Genomic DNA, 17,562 nt, shown 5'->3' on the forward strand with positions numbered 1-17,562 from the left:
CTCGTGGTTTCGCCGAACCGTCAGCATTAAGTTCGGTTACGTGTTTACATTGATATGAAAAAGAAACCGGTCGCACAGTCGGAGCGTCAGCACTATCTGCTGCAAATTCTGCCTGTATTTGGGTTGTTATCGCGTCTTCGGATTGCGATAGTAGTCAACTGTTTTACACTTGTTAATAAAATTTGAGGTTCGCTATGTCTGACGACATTTCTTTGGGTTCGCCTTCGTCAGCAGGCGAACACGGTGTACTACGCTCCATGCAGGAGGTTGCAATGAGTTCCCAGGAAGCCAGCAAGATGCTGCGTACTTACAATATTGCCTGGTGGGGTAATAACTACTATGACGTCAATGAACTGGGTCACATTAGCGTGTGCCCGGATCCGGACGTACCCGAAGCGCGCGTTGACCTTGCTGAGTTGGTGAAAGCCCGAGAAGCGCAGGGCCAGCGTTTGCCTGCATTGTTCTGCTTCCCGCAGATCCTGCAACACCGTCTGCGTTCGATTAACGCCGCCTTTAAACGTGCCCGTGAATCTTACGGTTACAACGGTGACTATTTCCTCGTTTACCCGATCAAGGTCAACCAGCACCGCCGCGTGATTGAATCGCTGATCCACTCTGGCGAACCGCTGGGGCTGGAAGCGGGTTCCAAAGCTGAACTGATGGCCGTTCTGGCTCATGCCGGAATGACCCGTAGCGTGATCGTGTGTAACGGTTATAAAGACCGCGAATATATCCGTCTGGCGCTGATTGGCGAGAAGATGGGCCATAAGGTCTATCTGGTCATCGAGAAGATGTCTGAAATCGCTATCGTGCTGGATGAAGCTGAACGCCTGAATGTCGTTCCGCGTCTGGGCGTGCGTGCGCGTCTGGCGTCGCAGGGCTCTGGCAAGTGGCAGTCCTCCGGCGGGGAAAAATCAAAATTCGGCCTGGCGGCAAACCAGGTGCTGCAACTGGTCGAAATTCTGCGTGAGCGCGGTCGTCTGGACAGCATTCAGTTGCTGCACTTCCACCTTGGCTCGCAGATGGCGAACATTCGTGATATCGCCACCGGCGTACGTGAATCGGCGCGTTTCTACGTTGAGCTGCACAAGCTTGGAGTAAATATCCAGTGCTTCGACGTGGGCGGTGGTCTGGGCGTGGATTACGAAGGTACCCGTTCGCAGTCTGACTGTTCCGTAAACTACGGCCTGAACGAATACGCCAACAACATCATCTGGGCAATTGGCGACGCCTGTGAAGAACACGGTCTGCCGCATCCGACGGTAATCACCGAGTCTGGCCGCGCGGTTACCGCGCACCATACCGTGCTGGTATCTAACATTATCGGCGTTGAGCGTAGCGAAATTACCGAAGCGACGCCTCCGGCAGACAACGCGCCGCGTTCCCTGCAAAGCATGTGGGAAACCTGGCAAGAGATGCACGAGCCGGGCACGCGCCGTTCGCTGCGTGAATGGCTGCACGACAGCCAGATGGATCTGCACGATATTCACGTTGGTTACTCTTCAGGTACCTTTAGCCTGCAAGAGCGTGCGTGGGCTGAGCAGCTTTATCTGAACATGTGCCATGAAGTGCAGAAACAACTCGACCCGAGCAACCGCGCGCATCGCCCGATTATCGACGAGCTGCAGGAGCGTATGGCGGATAAGATTTACGTCAACTTCTCGCTGTTCCAGTCGATGCCGGATGCGTGGGGGATCGATCAGTTGTTCCCGGTAATGCCGCTGGAAGGACTGAATCAGGTACCTGAGCGCCGCGCGGTGCTGTTGGATATCACCTGTGACTCTGATGGCGCTATCGACCACTACGTTGACGGTGATGGCATTGCGACCACCATGCCGATGCCGGAATATGACCCGGAGAACCCGCCGATGCTGGGCTTCTTTATGGTGGGGGCGTACCAGGAGATCCTCGGCAACATGCACAACCTGTTTGGTGATACCGAAGCGGTTGACGTGTTCGTCTTCCCTGACGGCAGCGTAGAAGTTGAGCTGTCCGACGAAGGGGATACCGTGGCGGATATGTTGCAGTATGTGCAGTTGGATCCGAACACCTTGCTGACGCAGTTCCGTGACCAGGTGAAAAACACCGATCTGGATACCGAGCTGCAGCAACAGTTCCTCGAAGAGTTTGAGGCCGGTCTGTACGGTTATACTTATCTGGAAGATGAGTAACGATAAATGCCTGCTGGCGCTACGCTTACCGGGCCTACGGAAGTAGGCCGGATAAGGCGAAGCCGCATTTGTGGCACTTACTTGAATCCGTACAAAATAACGGCGATAATTTGCCGTAAATATGCAGTTACCAAATCAATCCCTTCCTCGTCGGGCTTAACGACGCGGAGGGGATTTTTTTTCTTCGATTTTTAAAGAGGTCAGTACATGAGCACCTTAGGTCATCAATACGACAACTCCCTGGTTTCTAACGCCTTTGGTTTTTTACGTCTGCCGATGAACTTCATGCCGTACGACAGCGACGCCGATTGGGTGATCACCGGCGTACCGTTTGATATGGCAACGTCTGGCCGCGCGGGCGGACGTCATGGTCCGGCGGCGATCCGTCAGGTTTCCACTAACCTGGCGTGGGAGCATAACCGCTTCCCGTGGAACTTCGATATGCGCGAGCGCCTGAACGTGGTGGACTGCGGCGATCTGGTCTATGCCTTCGGTGATGCGCGTGAAATGAGTGAAAAACTGCAGGCGCATGCTGAGAAGCTGCTTTCTGCCGGTAAGCGCATGCTCTCCTTCGGCGGCGACCACTTCGTCACGCTGCCGCTGTTGCGCGCGCACGCTAAGCATTTTGGTAAAATGGCGCTGGTGCATTTTGATGCCCACACCGATACCTACGCGAACGGCTGCGAATTCGACCACGGCACCATGTTCTACACTGCGCCGAACGAAGGGCTGATCGATCCGAATCACTCTGTGCAGATTGGTATTCGTACCGAATTCGACAAAGACAACGGCTTTACCGTGCTGGATGCTTGCCAGGTGAACGATCGCAGCGTAGATGACATCATCGCCCAGGTTAAGCAGATTGTCGGTGATATGCCGGTGTATCTGACCTTTGATATCGACTGCCTGGATCCAGCATTTGCGCCGGGTACCGGTACGCCAGTGATCGGCGGTCTGACTTCTGACCGCGCGATCAAGCTGGTTCGTGGTCTGAAAGATCTGAACATCGTCGGGATGGATGTTGTTGAAGTGGCTCCGGCCTACGATCAGTCAGAGATCACCGCGCTGGCGGCGGCTACGCTGGCTCTGGAAATGCTGTACATCCAGGCAGCGAAAAAAGGCGAGTAAGTTGTTTTGCCGGATGGCGCTAACGCTTATCCGGCCTACAGCTGGTTGATGTTTGTAGGCCGGATAAGGCGTTCACGCCGCATCCGGCACGATTAACGGTTATTTGATCCCGTCTGCGCTCATGCGATCGCGAATATGTTGCGCACGTTCTGCGGATGCCGGGTGATCGTCAAACATTGAGCTTTGACGTCCAGCTTCCAGTTTGGCCAGTTTCTCAAAGCTGGTGGCTAAACCTGCCGGATTGATCCCGCGTTTGCGCAACAAATCATACGAGTAATCATCCGCCTCGGATTCCTGACGCTGGGAGAACTGCGAGTTCACCAGTTTCTCGCCAAGATCGCCCAATTGCGACTGCGACAGGCTGCCGACAATGCCGCCAGCGGATGCCGCCGCTGCACGTACGGCGTTGGTACCCAGCGCAACCTGCATACCTTTTTTCACGTGACCCAGCGCGACGTGGCCCATTTCATGGCCGATCACCGCTTCGACTTCGTTGTCGGTCATCATATCCATCAGGCCGCTGTACACGCGGATACAGCCGTTTGCCATGGCAAAGGCATTCACATCTTTCGCCATATAGACTTTATAGTTCACCGGCTGACCGTTAATGTTATCGCCAAGCGCGGCGGATATTTTGCCAAGACGCGTTGCGTACTCGCTGCTGGCCGGGGCGATAGTAGCCTTGCTGTCCATATCTTTACAGGCCTGATCGCTTAGCGCTTTTACCTGAGCATCGCTCAGACTGTAGGCCTGAAAAGCCTCCGCGCCAGAAGAAAGCAGTCCGTTGGAGTCCATGTTCTGGCAGCCGGTCAATGCCGCAGCCATGCTCGTAGCAAGCAGTAAAGCGCGAATTTTCATTTTTTCTCTTCCGCACAAAGTCAGGATTATTCTAAAAATTACGTCGTTTGCAGGTGAACCGACGCTCGGCCTAAGTATAAAGAAAAGAACAATACGCGGGCGAGAAGATTGCGCAACTTGCGCGCATGATCCAGAGATTTCTGAAGCGGCAAAAGGATGCTCCATGTACATGACACGCGGCTTGGGTTACATTGTTGGCACTTTTTTCCGGCGTAGCCCAAAACGCGCTGTCGTCAAGTCGTTAAGGGCTCAGCCTTCATTATCCGATCTGGAGTCAAAATGTCCTCACGTAAAGAGCTTGCCAATGCTATTCGTGCGCTGAGCATGGACGCAGTACAGAAAGCCAAATCCGGTCACCCGGGTGCCCCGATGGGTATGGCTGACATTGCCGAAGTCCTGTGGCGTGATTTCCTGAACCACAACCCGACTAACCCGTCCTGGGCTGACCGTGACCGCTTCGTGCTGTCCAACGGCCACGGCTCCATGCTGATTTATAGCCTGCTGCACCTCACCGGCTACGATCTGCCGATGTCCGAGCTGCAGAACTTCCGTCAGCTGCACTCCAAAACTCCGGGTCACCCGGAAGTGGGTTACACCGCGGGTGTTGAAACCACTACAGGTCCTCTGGGTCAGGGCATTGCGAATGCAGTGGGTATGGCTATCGCTGAAAAAACGCTGGCGGCGCAGTTTAACCGTCCAGGTCACGACATCGTTGACCACTTCACCTATGCTTTCATGGGCGACGGCTGCATGATGGAAGGTATCTCTCACGAGGTATGTTCCCTGGCTGGTACGCTGAAGCTGGGCAAACTGGTTGCGTTCTACGATGACAACGGCATCTCTATCGATGGCCACGTTGAAGGCTGGTTCACCGATGACACCGCGAAGCGTTTTGAAGCTTACGGCTGGCATGTGGTTCGTGGTGTTGATGGCCACGATGCTGACGCGATTAAGCGCGCAGTTGAAGAAGCACGCGCAGTAACCGACAAACCGTCCCTGCTGATGTGCAAAACCATCATCGGTTTCGGTTCTCCGAACAAAGCGGGTACTCACGACTCTCACGGTGCACCGCTGGGCGATGCAGAAATCGCACTGACCCGTGAACAACTGGGCTGGAAATACGCGCCGTTCGAAATCCCGTCTGAAATCTACGCGCAGTGGGATGCGAAAGAAGCCGGTCAGGCAAAAGAAGCTGCATGGAACGAGAAGTTCGCTGCTTATGCGAAAGCCTACCCGCAGGAAGCGGCTGAATTCACCCGTCGTATGAAAGGTGAAATGCCGTCTGACTTCGACGCCAAAGCGAACGAGTTCATTGCTAAGCTGCAGGCTAATCCGGCGAAAATCGCCAGCCGTAAAGCTTCTCAGAACGCGATTGAAGCCTTCGGTCCTCTGCTGCCTGAATTCCTCGGCGGCTCCGCTGACTTGGCACCGTCTAACCTGACGCTGTGGTCTGGTTCGAAAGCGATTAACGAAGATACTGCCGGTAACTACATCCATTACGGTGTGCGTGAATTCGGTATGACCGCTATCGCGAACGGTATCTCCCTGCACGGTGGTTTCCTGCCGTACACCTCCACCTTCCTGATGTTTGTGGAATATGCCCGTAACGCGGTGCGTATGGCTGCGCTGATGAAACAGCGTCAGGTCATGGTCTACACCCACGACTCCATCGGTCTGGGCGAAGACGGCCCGACTCACCAGCCGGTAGAGCAGGTTGCTTCTCTGCGTGTGACCCCGAACATGAGCACATGGCGTCCGTGTGACCAGGTTGAATCCGCCGTTGCGTGGAAATACGGTGTTGAGCGTCAGGACGGCCCGACCGCGCTGATCCTCTCCCGCCAGAACCTGGCTCAGCAGGAGCGTACCGAAGAGCAGCTGGCAAACATCGCTCGCGGTGGTTACGTGCTGAAAGACTGCGACGGTCAGCCGGAACTGATCTTCATCGCTACCGGTTCTGAAGTTGAGCTGGCTGTGGCTGCGTGGGACAAACTGACTGCCGAAGGCGTGAAGGCTCGCGTGGTTTCCATGCCGTCTACCGACGCGTTCGACAAACAGGATGCCGCTTACCGTGAGTCTGTGCTGCCGAAAGCGGTTTCCGCTCGCGTTGCAGTGGAAGCAGGTATCGCTGACTACTGGTTCAAATATGTGGGCCTGAACGGCGCAATCGTCGGTATGACCACCTTTGGTGAGTCTGCTCCGGCAGAGCTGCTGTTTGAAGAGTTCGGCTTCACCGTAGATAACGTTGTCGCGAAAGCTAAAGAACTGCTGTAATTTCGATTACAGGTGAAAACGGGGCGCTCAGGCGGCCCGTTTTTTTTTGCTTTTCCGCAACGCGCCGCGCGTTGCGCAATCGCACGGCTCAGTCTGCTATCCAGAGCGTCTGCGGCATCGTTGAAGGGCTCTGGGACTCGGACCTCACGCTGGTGATTAGATGTAGGTTAGGGGGCTTTCTGATTTAAATCAGGGTGTGTAACACGACAATGAAATAATTTTGCTACGGTTATTCGTCATTCTGGAATATGGAATAAATTTAGCGTTGAAGGGCGTTAAAATGTGACGTAAGTCAGATAACTGTGTTCTGTTGCTGGACAATCATTCCTTTTATTCCGCGTTTCGCTTATTCTAGCTGAAGCGTTTCAGTCGATTAAATGTTCGACAATTAACCAATTAGTCGCAGTTTGCGACAGGTAAGGTTTCCCTGAGCGATTTGCTGCATTACTCTGTCTGCCACATCGTTTCTGAGAAATCCTTGCAGGAGACCTATGACCGTACGCGTAGCGATTAATGGTTTCGGTCGCATCGGACGCAACGTGGTTCGTGCTTTGTATGAATCCGGGCGTCGGGCGGAAATCACCGTGGTGGCAATCAACGAACTTGCGGATGCTGCAGGCATGGCGCATTTGTTGAAATATGACACCAGCCATGGACGTTTTGCCTGGGATGTTCGTCAGGAACGTGACCAGCTCATCGTTGGCGATGACGCTATCCGCATTCTGCATGAGCGAACACTCGATGCACTTCCATGGCGCGAACTGGGTGTCGACATCGTGCTGGATTGTACGGGGGTCTTCGGCAATCGCGAACACGGCGAGGCGCATATTGCCGCTGGTGCAAAAAAAGTGCTCTTTTCACATCCTGGTAGTCACGACATCGACGCAACCGTTGTGTATGGCGTTAATCAGGATCAGCTGCGCGCTGAGCACCGGATCGTTTCCAACGCTTCCTGCACCACGAATTGCATAATACCCGTCATTAAATTGCTGGATGATGCTTACGGCATTGAGTCTGGTACCGTCACCACGATCCACTCCGCGATGCACGATCAGCAGGTTATTGATGCTTATCATCCTGACCTGCGTCGCACGCGAGCGGCCAGCCAGTCGATTATTCCGGTTGATACCAAACTGGCGGCGGGCATCACGCGAATTTTCCCGCAGTTTAACGATCGTTTTGAAGCGATAGCGGTGCGTGTACCGACCATAAATGTGACGGCGATCGACTTAAGCGTGACGGTGAAAAAACCAGTAAAAGCCAGTGAAGTCAACCAGTTGCTGCAAAAAGCAGCACAAGGTGCATTTCATGGTATAGTTGACTATACGGAATTACCGTTGGTCTCTGTAGATTTTAACCACGACCCGCACAGCGCCATCGTAGATGGTACGCAAACGCGTGTGAGTGGCGCTCACCTGATCAAAACGCTGGTCTGGTGTGATAATGAATGGGGCTTTGCTAACCGTATGCTCGACACTACGTTAGCGATGGCTGCTATTGGTTTCAGGCTCGACGCTTGAGCGTCGACAAAACTTTATGAATCAACGAGAGGATTCACCATGTCTGTAATTAAGATGACCGATCTGGATCTGGCTGGTAAACGCGTTTTTATCCGTGCGGACCTGAACGTACCAGTTAAAGAAGGGAAAGTAACCAGCGATGCGCGTATCCGTGCTTCTCTGCCGACCATCGAACTGGCCCTGAAACAGGGTGCGAAAGTGATGGTAACTTCCCACCTGGGTCGTCCTACCGAAGGCGAGTACAACGAAGAATTCTCTCTGCTGCCGGTTGTTAACTACCTGAAAGACAAACTGTCTGCTCCGGTTCGCCTGGTAAAAGATTACCTGGACGGCGTTGAAGTCGCTGCCGGTGAACTGGTGGTTCTGGAAAACGTTCGCTTCAACAAAGGCGAGAAGAAAGACGACGAAGCACTGTCCAAAAAATATGCTGCGCTGTGCGACGTATTCGTAATGGACGCTTTCGGTACAGCTCACCGTGCACAGGCTTCTACTCACGGTATCGGTAAATTCGCTGATGTAGCTTGCGCAGGTCCGCTGCTGGCTGCTGAGCTGGATGCGCTGGGTAAAGCACTGAAAGAACCTGCTCGTCCGATGGTTGCTATCGTTGGCGGTTCTAAAGTTTCCACCAAACTGACCGTTCTGGATTCTCTGTCAAAAATCGCTGACCAGCTGATCGTTGGCGGTGGTATCGCGAACACCTTCGTTGCCGCTCAAGGCCACAACGTGGGTAAATCCCTGTACGAAGCTGACCTGGTTGACGAAGCTAAGCGTCTGCTGACCACTTGCGACATCCCGGTCCCGACTGACGTTCGCGTAGCGACTGAATTCTCTGAAACTGCACCGGCTACTCTGAAGTCCGTTAGCGATGTGAAAGAAGACGAGCAGATCCTGGACATCGGCGACGCTTCTGCACAGCAGCTGGCTGACATCCTGAAAAATGCGAAAACCATTCTGTGGAATGGCCCGGTTGGCGTGTTCGAATTCCCGAACTTCCGCAAAGGTACTGAAATCGTTGCTAACGCTATCGCAGACAGCGAAGCGTTCTCTATCGCAGGCGGCGGTGACACCCTGGCAGCAATCGACCTGTTCGGCATTGCTGACAAAATCTCCTACATCTCCACTGGCGGCGGCGCTTTCCTCGAATTCGTGGAAGGTAAAGTATTGCCAGCAGTAGCGATGCTCGAAGAGCGCGCTAAAAAGTAAGCATTTAATGGGCAGGGAAACCTGCCCAATTATTAGCGCGCTTTAGAGCGCGCGCCCTTTCCAAGGCCGAAGATACAGGATTCGTAATATGTCTAAAATTTTTGATTTCGTAAAACCAGGCGTAATCACTGGTGATGACGTACAGAAAGTTTTCCAGGTAGCAAAAGAAAACAACTTTGCCCTGCCAGCTGTTAACTGCGTTGGTACCGACTCCATCAACGCCGTTCTGGAAACCGCTGCAAAAGTTAAAGCGCCGGTAATCGTACAGTTCTCCAACGGTGGTGCTTCTTTCATCGCGGGTAAAGGCGTGAAGTCTGACGTTCCTCAGGGCGCTGCAATCCTGGGTGCTATCTCTGGCGCGCATCACGTTCACCAGATGGCTGAACACTACGGTGTTCCGGTTATCCTGCACACTGACCACTGCGCGAAGAAACTGCTGCCGTGGATCGACGGTCTGCTGGACGCGGGTGAAAAACACTTCGCAGCAACCGGCAAACCGCTGTTCTCTTCTCACATGATCGACCTGTCTGAAGAGTCTCTGGAAGAGAACATCGAAATCTGCTCCAAATACCTGGCGCGCATGTCCAAAATGGGCATGACCCTGGAAATCGAACTGGGTTGCACCGGTGGCGAAGAAGACGGCGTGGACAACAGCCACATGGACGCTTCTGCACTGTACACCCAGCCGGAAGACGTTGATTACGCATACACCGAGCTGAGCAAAATCAGCCCGCGTTTCACCATCGCAGCTTCCTTCGGTAACGTACACGGCGTTTATAAGCCGGGTAACGTTGTTCTGACCCCGACCATCCTGCGCGACTCTCAGGACTATGTTTCTAAGAAACATAACCTGCCGCACAACAGCCTGAACTTCGTCTTCCACGGCGGTTCCGGTTCTACTGCTCAGGAAATCAAAGACTCCGTAAGCTATGGCGTAGTGAAAATGAACATCGACACCGATACCCAATGGGCTACCTGGGAAGGTGTTCTGAACTACTACAAAGCGAACGAAGCTTACCTGCAGGGCCAGCTGGGCAACCCGAAAGGCGAAGATCAGCCGAACAAGAAATACTACGATCCGCGCGTATGGCTGCGTGCTGGTCAGGCAACCATGATCACCCGTCTGGAACAGGCTTTCAAAGAACTGAACGCGGTTGACGTTCTGTAATTTACGCCGTTCTACGTGACATGAGGCCCGCAAATGCGGGCCTTTTTTATTGCCATTTCAATATGCTGCTGGCAGAGAATTCTGTGATCTGTTTGGCAAAATCCAGGTTTATTGTTTACCCTTGTCAGATTGCCAGTCCCGTTGGGACGGCTTTATTTTTCCCATTTGGGTAAGCAAAAAAGGAATATTGAATGGAAGATTTGAATGTTGTCGACAGCATAAATGGTGCGGGCACCTGGCTGGTCCGCAATCAGGAGCTGCTGTTAAGCTATGCCGTCAACATCGTTGCGGCCATCGCCATTGTCATTATCGGTATGATTGTGGCGCGCATCGTATCAAACACCGTTAACCGCCTGATGGTGGCACGTAAAATTGATGCAACCGTTGCTGACTTCCTCTCCGCACTGGTGCGCTACGGGATTATCGCGTTCACGCTGATTGCCGCTCTGGGTCGCGTTGGGGTACAAACCGCTTCTGTGATTGCCGTTCTCGGTGCCGCAGGTTTAGCCGTTGGTCTGGCGCTGCAAGGTTCGCTGTCTAACCTCGCCGCTGGCGTGCTGCTGGTGATGTTCCGTCCGTTCCGCGCAGGTGAGTATGTAGACCTCGGCGGCGTAGCGGGAACCGTACTCAACGTGCAGATTTTCTCCACGACTATGCGTACCGTAGACGGTAAGATTGTTGTGATCCCAAACGGTAAAATCATTGCCGGGAACATCATTAACTTCTCTCGTGAGCCGGTTCGTCGTAACGAATTTATCATCGGCGTGGCTTACGACTCCGATATCGATCAGGTGAAAAAAATCCTCACCGATATCATTCAGTCTGACGAGCGTATCCTTAAAGATCGTGAAATGACGGTGCGCCTGAATGAGCTGGGCGCTTCCTCGATCAATTTTGTGGTACGCGTCTGGAGCAACAGTAGCGATCTGCAAAGCGTCTACTGGGACGTACTGGAGCGTATTAAACGCGAGTTTGACGCCAACGGTATCAGCTTCCCGTACCCGCAGATGGATGTGAACTTCAAGCGTGTGAAAGAGAGCGCGGCAGAGTAATCGCGTGCCCGGTGGCGCTATCGCTTACCGGGCCCGCAGGTTTTGTAGGCCGGATAAGGCGTCAGCCGTCATCCGGCATTTCCCCCCCCCGTGGTATTAATTCTTCTTATCCCTGATTAAAATTATCCATTTCCGCTAATGTTTTCCCCGCGCTATAGTCTGCTCCTAAGAGAAACAGTTCGGGATGATTAACGTGTTATCGTATTATTTTCAAGGGATTGCACTTGGTGCGGCTATGATACTTCCGCTCGGTCCGCAAAACGCCTTCGTGATGAATCAGGGGATCCGTCGCCAGTATCACATCATGATTGCTTTACTCTGCGCTATCAGCGACTTAGTGCTGATTTGCGCGGGGATCTTTGGCGGTAGCGCCTTGCTGATGCAGTCACCATGGCTGATGGCGCTTGTCACCTGGGGTGGGGTGGCATTTTTACTCTGGTACGGTTTCGGGGCGTTAAAAACGGCGATGAGCAGTAACCTGGAACTGGCCAGCGCCGAGGTGATGAAGCAGGGCCGCTGGAAAATTATCGCTACTATGCTGGCGGTGACATGGCTAAACCCCCATGTTTACCTGGATACCTTTGTGGTGCTGGGGAGTCTGGGAGGCCAACTGGACGTTGAGCCTAAGCGTTGGTTTGCGCTGGGTACCGTCAGCGCTTCGTTCCTGTGGTTCTTCGGCCTGGCATTGCTGGCGGCCTGGCTCGCTCCGCGTTTGCGCACTGCTAAAGCACAGCGGATCATCAATACCCTGGTAGGATTGGTGATGTGGTTTATCGCTTTTCAGTTGGCAAAAGAAGGTGTTGCGCACGTTCATGCGTTGTTCAACTAAGTGTTGTCTGATGGACAACGCAGCGAGATCGGCTAAGCTTGCCTGCATGTGCCCTGAGTTTCGGGGTAATTAATGAAACATGGAGGAACGACCGTGAAGTTCAAAATAATGGCCCTGGCGGCATTAGTCGGATTCAGCGCACTATCGGTACAGGCAAATGAGTTGCCAAATGGACCGCACATCGTGACTTCCGGAACGGCAAGCGTGGATGCGACACCAGACATCGCTACTCTGGCGATTGAAGTGAACGTAGCTGCAAAGGATGCGGCTTCAGCGAAGAAGCAGGCTGATGAGCGCGTGGCGCAATATCTGTCCTTCCTTGAACAGAACCAGATAGCGAAGAAAGATATTAGCGCGGCAAACCTGCGCACCCAGCCGGACTACGACTACCAGAATGGTAAAAGCGTCCTTAAAGGCTATCGTGCGGTACGTACCGTTGAGGTCACGCTGCGTCAGTTGGACAAACTCAACGCGCTGCTCGATGGTGCACTGAAGGCCGGTCTGAATGAGATCCGTTCGGTATCGCTTGGCGTTGCCCAGCCGGATACTTACAAAGATAAAGCGCGTAAAGCAGCAATTGATGATGCTATTCATCAGGCTGAGCAGTTAGCTGCGGGCTTTAACAGCAAACTGGGGCCCGTTTACAGCGTGCGTTACCACGTTTCCAATTATCAACCGAGCCCGATGGTACGGATGATGAAAGCAGATGCAGCGCCTGCGACATCCGCTCAGGAAACCTACGAACAGCCGGTTATTCAGTTTGACGATCAGGTTGATGTGGTCTTCCAGATTGAGCCGACGGCGGGGCAGCAACAGCACGAGACAGTAACCAATACGCAGTGATTATTAAGATCTTTTGGCCCGGCGAATTCGCCGGGTTATAGTAGTACAGGTAGATGGTCTTCTCCGACTTCGGTAACGGATCTAGATGCGCCGCCGTCAGCCCGCACCCGCCCAGCCAGGTGCAGCTTTCGTTACGGTGTGCCATTACCCATAGATTGCCCTCTAGTCGGTTCCCATCCCGGTAGAACTAGATTACTTCTGGCTTTGTACCCGGACTGTCGTGCCGCCATGTACTGCAGCGTTCAACTTCCCCGCCATTTACGGCGCGATGAGTCAGTCAGACTCAAAGTAATGCCAAAAGGTGACCTGCGCGTCATCCTCGCTGCGGATTTTAAGTTCCTCCGGCGCTGCGACCATCTTTACAAATCCGGACAATACAACCAAGTGTCAAAAACTTATACTTTTCAACACAGGATCACCGCCATTGATGGCAGAAAATTTGAGTTTAAATTTATCTTTTTCGCCCGACTTATATTCTACTTCACAGGATAGATAATAATTCATATCTTTGATGTTGATACCTTTAACCCATGTATCAACATCATTAACAATAAACGTGGTCATTGAACCGTAGAAATGTCGACTCATGTCCATTTTTTTTATTATATGTTCTACTCTTTCAGATGATTTTTTTTGAGAGTTAGAATTAGTACTAAAATTATTATAATGCCCCTTTAAATCCAAAGCTATCTTAATACATTTTTTTTTATCATTGTAAATACAAATAGTACTCCATATAAAAGCAAACAAACCAGCAATAGATAACATTTTCAAACTTTTAATTGCAAAACCTATATCAAAAACTAAAGAGTGGTGACTGGTGTAATTTACAATGGCTACTATCGCAACAGTGATCAAAGATAAAGATAATACGGTTATTGTATACGACGTAATAAGAAAGGTAATATTAATCTTATGTTCGTTTTTAAATAATGACACTATATTCACTTTTTACTATCCTTGTTATTAACTTTCTCGACGTTATCGCCGACACCTTCCGAAACAAGTCCGGAAACATAATCACCAAATATGTTGGATAAAAAAGGAACTTTCCCCAACAACCCACTTACTGTTGTGCCCAGCCCCGCACCCGTAACAGCTCCAGGAGTATCTCCCTTGTTAAGATAAGTTGTACCCATGGCTATTAGGCTGTTCTCTATAATCGATCGACCTGGTGATAAAGCACCTGACAGACTAGCCCAAAACATATCTTTGTAATTAATTTTCCCACTTTCCATATATTGATATGTCAAATTAGCCAGACATGAAACAGAACTATTAGAGAGAATTTTACCTGCTGATGCTGCAGGTCCAAAAATGGCTGAAAGTGAAACAAGTGGCGCACCAGTCACCCACCCAAATACATATTCTGATAAAGGATTGTACATTCCTCGCATTTTAGAAAAATCATTTAGTGTTGATTGTCGTTCGCTTTCGGGTAAAGAAGCCACTGAGTCAACTCCGTGGAATGTTCCTTCCATTGCAGGGCCAAACAAAGTGCCAAAACTTGTTGGAGACAATCCCATAGGATCCGTAACTGCGATCGGATTTAATGGATATGTATAAAGATTCCATCCCCCCTCCAGCCCAATCGGGTCCTGCGTGATATACCTTCCCTGTCCCGGATTGTAGTACCGGTGGCGGTTGTAGTGCAGTCCGGATTCGTCGTCATACTGCTGGCCCGGCAGGCGGATAAGCTGTTGCAGATTATGTGGATTATCCTCCCGCAGCACGTTGCCCCATTCGTCATATTCCGCGCGCCAACTGATGGCACCGTCCTGGCTTATCAGCGCCAGTGGCAGGCCCCGGTGGTCGCAGTGGTACAGATGAAGCGTCCTTTCCGGGACCGGCAGCGGCTCCATCTGCGCCGCCATCTGTTCCGGCGTCAGGCCGCACCCGGCCAGCCACTGCCGGTTTTCGTCGCTGATAACCCCGGCACGCAGCTCTCCTTCCAGGCGGTCCAGCATCTGTACCAGCGCCGGCGGGAACATCACGCCAGCGCCATCCTCGCTGCCTTCCTGCCGGAGTTTCTCCGCCAGCGTCCGGTGACGGCGCAGGACATCCAGCGCCTCCGTGGCGGTCTCCACCCGGATGAGCGGCGTGAAGCTGCCGGGTTCGTAAATCGTCTGGACGCGGGTCTGCGCCGTCTGCGTGGTGGTCAGCCGGTCGCCGTCCCAGCCGTACCAGGTGGTGTACGGCCTGTGCGACAGCGCCATCTGGTCATGGTCCGGATGCTCACGCTCCCGTTGCCACACCTGCTTTCCGATACGCCGGCCCAGCGGGTCGTAGAGATACCGTCCTTCCGCCTGTTTTTTGCCGTACTGTGTGCGGAGGTAGTGCACCAGCCGGTGCTGGTTATCGTAGCTGTAGCGGTGCGTGCGTTCATCGTACATGCGGATGGCCCCGTCCGGGATACGGTCCGTCTTCTCCGTCAGCCTGCCGTAACGGTCATAGCGGTACAGGTACTGTGCATCCTCCGTGATGCGGTTATCCGCCCATACTTTTCTGCTGCTGTCCGGATAAAATTCCGGGTCCGGCAGACGATTGCCCGCCGGGTCGGTGGCGTAAGGGAGGCGGATATCCAGACCGTCCGCAGTCATGCGCACGCCGGTGAGCCTGCCGGTCTGGCTGTAGTCGTATTCCCGGGTCTGGCGCGGGGTGCTGATGCGGGTCAGATGCCCGGTCCCGTTATACCCGTAGTCGCGGTTCAGAAGCGGACTGTTCAGGTGCCGGCTCAGCAGCTGTCCGGCCGCGCTGTAGCCGGTGGTGAGCGTATATTCGCCGAAACGGCGCAGCGTCTCCCGGTGCAGGCGGTCGCGGGTGAAGTCGATGAGTGGGGTGCTGCCGAGTTTCATTCCAGCCAGATAACCGGAGCCGTAAGTCAGCCACTCCACAGCAGGCAGTTTGTCTGATGTCATGCGGTGTGCCAGGCCTGCGTCGCTGTAGCCGTGCTGTGTCTCATGATGCCAGAGCGGTTCGTTCGTTTCCGGGTGATGCACCACCTGTTGTTCGCGAATGAGGCGGCCTTTCTCATCATAGCCGTAGTGCACGGCGACCCGGTGGCCTTCACTGAGGTGGCTGATTTCCGCCAGCCAGCCGCGTTCGTTGTACTGCCACTGTTCCGCCGGTTCGCCGTTCACCGTGCGGTGTGTCAGGCGGTCAGATTCATCGTAATGCCACCGCGTGACCAGGCTTTCGTCCTCGCTGCGGATAAGCTGTCCGCCGGTGTTGTAGCCATAGCGCTGCGTACGGCCGTCAAAGCCGGTCTGCTGCGTCAGACGGTCGAGAAGGTCATACGTGAAGCTGGTGTGGCTGCCGTTCTCATTGGTCAGCTGTGTCACGCGTCCGGCGGCATCGTATGTTATCTGCCGCGTCAGGCCGCCTTCGGTTATACCGACCGGTCTGCCAGACGTGTCATACTGCGTTTCCGTGCGGCTGCTGTCCGGGGCAATCACTGTCGTCAGGTCTCCTGCGTCACTGTATTCATAGCGGGTCTCGCGGCCTGCCGCATCTCTCTGGCTGACAAGCCGGCCCCGGGTATCGTAAGCGCGATACTGGCTGAGACCGTCTTCCTGATGAATGGCCGTGACCTGCCCGAAACGGTCATAGTCATAGCGGGTCTCATACCCGGAGCAGTCGGAGACGCTCAGCAGTTGCCCGTGGCGGCTCCATGTCATCTGCTTTTTGCTGCCGGTGGCATCTTCACTGGTGCAGGGGGATTCACTGTGCGGGTCAGCATACACATAGCGGGTGGTGTTTCCCTGGCGGGAAGTCTGCGCCGTCAGGCGGCCATGCTCATCATATTCGCGCTTCTCCCGTAAGCCGTCCGGGTGGATGATACCGGTCAGCTGACGCCCGCCATTGTAATAAAACGCCGTCTTCCGGCCGTCAGGGGAGATAATTTCAGTGACGTTACCGGACGCGATACTGTACCGGTATTCGGTTTTCCGGCCTGCCGCATCGGTCTGTGCGGTGAGCCAGCCCACGGGGTTGTATTCACTGCAGGTCACGCTGCCGTCGGCGTATTCCTTTTTCACCACCCGCTTCAGGCCACCTTCACCGGCGGTGTGCAGCACTTCCCGGCGGTGCAGGCTGTCGGTGATGGTGACGGCGTTTTTCCCGTATTCATAGCGGTAGCTTAAGCCTGCCGGATTATGCTGCTCCACCACCCGGCCTGCTGCATCGTAGCGGTAGGTGGTCTGCGGGCGTCCGGGGTACTGGTGTGCCACCATCCTGCCCGGGGTGTCCGCGGCATAATCAAAGCGGCGCACCTGCACTCCGCCCCGGTCATACACCGCCGCCAGCTCCCCGCGCGGGGAATAGTCATAGCGCACCAGCGGGGATGCCGGCAGATTGTCCGGGTATTCCGGGTCGTGCGTCAGCCAGACGGCACCGAGGCGGACCCCGTCATCCTGGCCGTAGCGGGTGACGGGCAGTGTGTTCATCTGCTTCAGCACCAGCCGGAAGCGACGGCCTGCGCCGTCCGTCACCCCGGTGATATGGCCGCTGAACGGCCCGG

Annotated in this window: 13 protein-coding genes; 10 read left to right on the forward strand and 3 right to left on the reverse strand. The window is 53.8% G+C overall.

The window, feature by feature from the left end; genetic code table 11:
* Positions 1-54 precede the first annotated feature (54 nt).
* The 3 genes from yqgB (at position 55) to speB (ending at position 3,299) form a co-directional block, all read left to right on the forward strand.
* Complete coding sequence (yqgB, locus tag OGX96_RS05030; RefSeq protein ID WP_003027062.1) at positions 55-186, forward strand: acid stress response protein YqgB; 132 nt, start codon at positions 55-57, stop codon at positions 184-186.
* A gap of 8 nt (positions 187-194) precedes the next feature.
* Positions 195-2,171, forward strand: a complete 1,977-nt coding sequence (gene speA / locus OGX96_RS05035; RefSeq protein WP_020996310.1) for a biosynthetic arginine decarboxylase — start codon at positions 195-197, stop codon at positions 2,169-2,171.
* A gap of 207 nt (positions 2,172-2,378) precedes the next feature.
* Positions 2,379-3,299 carry an agmatinase gene (speB, locus tag OGX96_RS05040; RefSeq protein WP_003027056.1) on the forward strand — a complete coding sequence of 307 codons (921 nt, stop codon included), beginning with the start codon at positions 2,379-2,381 and terminating at the stop codon, positions 3,297-3,299.
* 99 nt (positions 3,300-3,398) lie between these two features.
* Here speB and loiP read toward each other — a convergent pair whose 3' ends face one another.
* A complete protein-coding gene (gene loiP, locus OGX96_RS05045; protein WP_032944921.1) occupies positions 3,399-4,157 on the reverse strand; it encodes a metalloprotease LoiP in 759 nt (252 codons plus the stop codon).
* Between the two features lie 279 nt (positions 4,158-4,436).
* On the opposite strand from loiP, the gene tkt reads away from it, so the two are divergent.
* The 7 genes from tkt (at position 4,437) to OGX96_RS05080 (ending at position 13,043) form a co-directional block, all read left to right on the forward strand.
* Positions 4,437-6,428, forward strand: coding sequence for a transketolase (gene tkt, locus OGX96_RS05050; RefSeq protein WP_003825453.1), 1,992 nt, complete (start codon positions 4,437-4,439; stop codon positions 6,426-6,428).
* Between the two features lie 491 nt (positions 6,429-6,919).
* Positions 6,920-7,948 (forward strand): erythrose-4-phosphate dehydrogenase, encoded by a 1,029-nt coding sequence (gene epd / locus OGX96_RS05055; protein WP_008785759.1) that lies wholly within the window; start codon positions 6,920-6,922, stop codon positions 7,946-7,948.
* Positions 7,949-7,987: 39 nt separating this feature from the next.
* Positions 7,988-9,151, forward strand: coding sequence for a phosphoglycerate kinase (gene pgk, locus OGX96_RS05060; RefSeq protein ID WP_003027032.1), 1,164 nt, complete (start codon positions 7,988-7,990; stop codon positions 9,149-9,151).
* 88 nt (positions 9,152-9,239) lie between these two features.
* A complete protein-coding gene (gene fbaA, locus OGX96_RS05065) occupies positions 9,240-10,319 on the forward strand; it encodes a class II fructose-bisphosphate aldolase (protein WP_003027029.1) in 1,080 nt (359 codons plus the stop codon).
* Between the two features lie 191 nt (positions 10,320-10,510).
* On the forward strand, positions 10,511-11,371 hold the full coding sequence (locus OGX96_RS05070; RefSeq protein ID WP_003825461.1) for a small-conductance mechanosensitive channel MscS: 861 nt from the start codon (positions 10,511-10,513) through the stop codon (positions 11,369-11,371).
* 193 nt (positions 11,372-11,564) lie between these two features.
* A complete protein-coding gene (gene argO, locus OGX96_RS05075; protein WP_286582359.1) occupies positions 11,565-12,200 on the forward strand; it encodes an arginine exporter ArgO in 636 nt (211 codons plus the stop codon).
* Positions 12,201-12,293: 93 nt separating this feature from the next.
* Positions 12,294-13,043: an oxidative stress defense protein gene (locus tag OGX96_RS05080; protein WP_032944917.1), complete on the forward strand. Its 750-nt coding sequence runs from the start codon at positions 12,294-12,296 to the stop codon at positions 13,041-13,043.
* A gap of 387 nt (positions 13,044-13,430) precedes the next feature.
* Here the strand turns inward: OGX96_RS05080 and OGX96_RS05085 are convergent, their stop codons facing one another.
* Complete coding sequence (locus OGX96_RS05085) at positions 13,431-13,991, reverse strand: hypothetical protein (RefSeq protein ID WP_286582348.1); 561 nt, start codon at positions 13,989-13,991, stop codon at positions 13,431-13,433.
* Positions 13,988-17,562: RHS repeat domain-containing protein (locus OGX96_RS05090; RefSeq protein ID WP_286582350.1), on the reverse strand; the 3,575-nt coding region annotated here is incomplete at its 5' end. The genes OGX96_RS05090 and OGX96_RS05085, both read right to left, overlap by 4 nt.

This window comes from Citrobacter sp. Cpo100, from assembly GCF_030332595.1.
GTDB lineage: Bacteria > Pseudomonadota > Gammaproteobacteria > Enterobacterales > Enterobacteriaceae > Citrobacter > Citrobacter portucalensis.

Excerpts from the sequence above, each read along its gene's own strand:
- yqgB (WP_003027062.1), top strand. The coding sequence starts at position 55 with ATGAAAAAGAAACCGGTCGCACAGTCGGAGCGTCAGCACTATCTGCTG.
- speA (WP_020996310.1), top strand. The coding sequence starts at position 195 with ATGTCTGACGACATTTCTTTGGGTTCGCCTTCGTCAGCAGGCGAACAC.
- speB (WP_003027056.1), top strand. The coding sequence starts at position 2,379 with ATGAGCACCTTAGGTCATCAATACGACAACTCCCTGGTTTCTAACGCC.
- loiP (WP_032944921.1), bottom strand. The coding sequence starts at position 4,157 with ATGAAAATTCGCGCTTTACTGCTTGCTACGAGCATGGCTGCGGCATTG.
- tkt (WP_003825453.1), top strand. The coding sequence starts at position 4,437 with ATGTCCTCACGTAAAGAGCTTGCCAATGCTATTCGTGCGCTGAGCATG.
- epd (WP_008785759.1), top strand. The coding sequence starts at position 6,920 with ATGACCGTACGCGTAGCGATTAATGGTTTCGGTCGCATCGGACGCAAC.
- pgk (WP_003027032.1), top strand. The coding sequence starts at position 7,988 with ATGTCTGTAATTAAGATGACCGATCTGGATCTGGCTGGTAAACGCGTT.
- fbaA (WP_003027029.1), top strand. The coding sequence starts at position 9,240 with ATGTCTAAAATTTTTGATTTCGTAAAACCAGGCGTAATCACTGGTGAT.
- OGX96_RS05070 (WP_003825461.1), top strand. The coding sequence starts at position 10,511 with ATGGAAGATTTGAATGTTGTCGACAGCATAAATGGTGCGGGCACCTGG.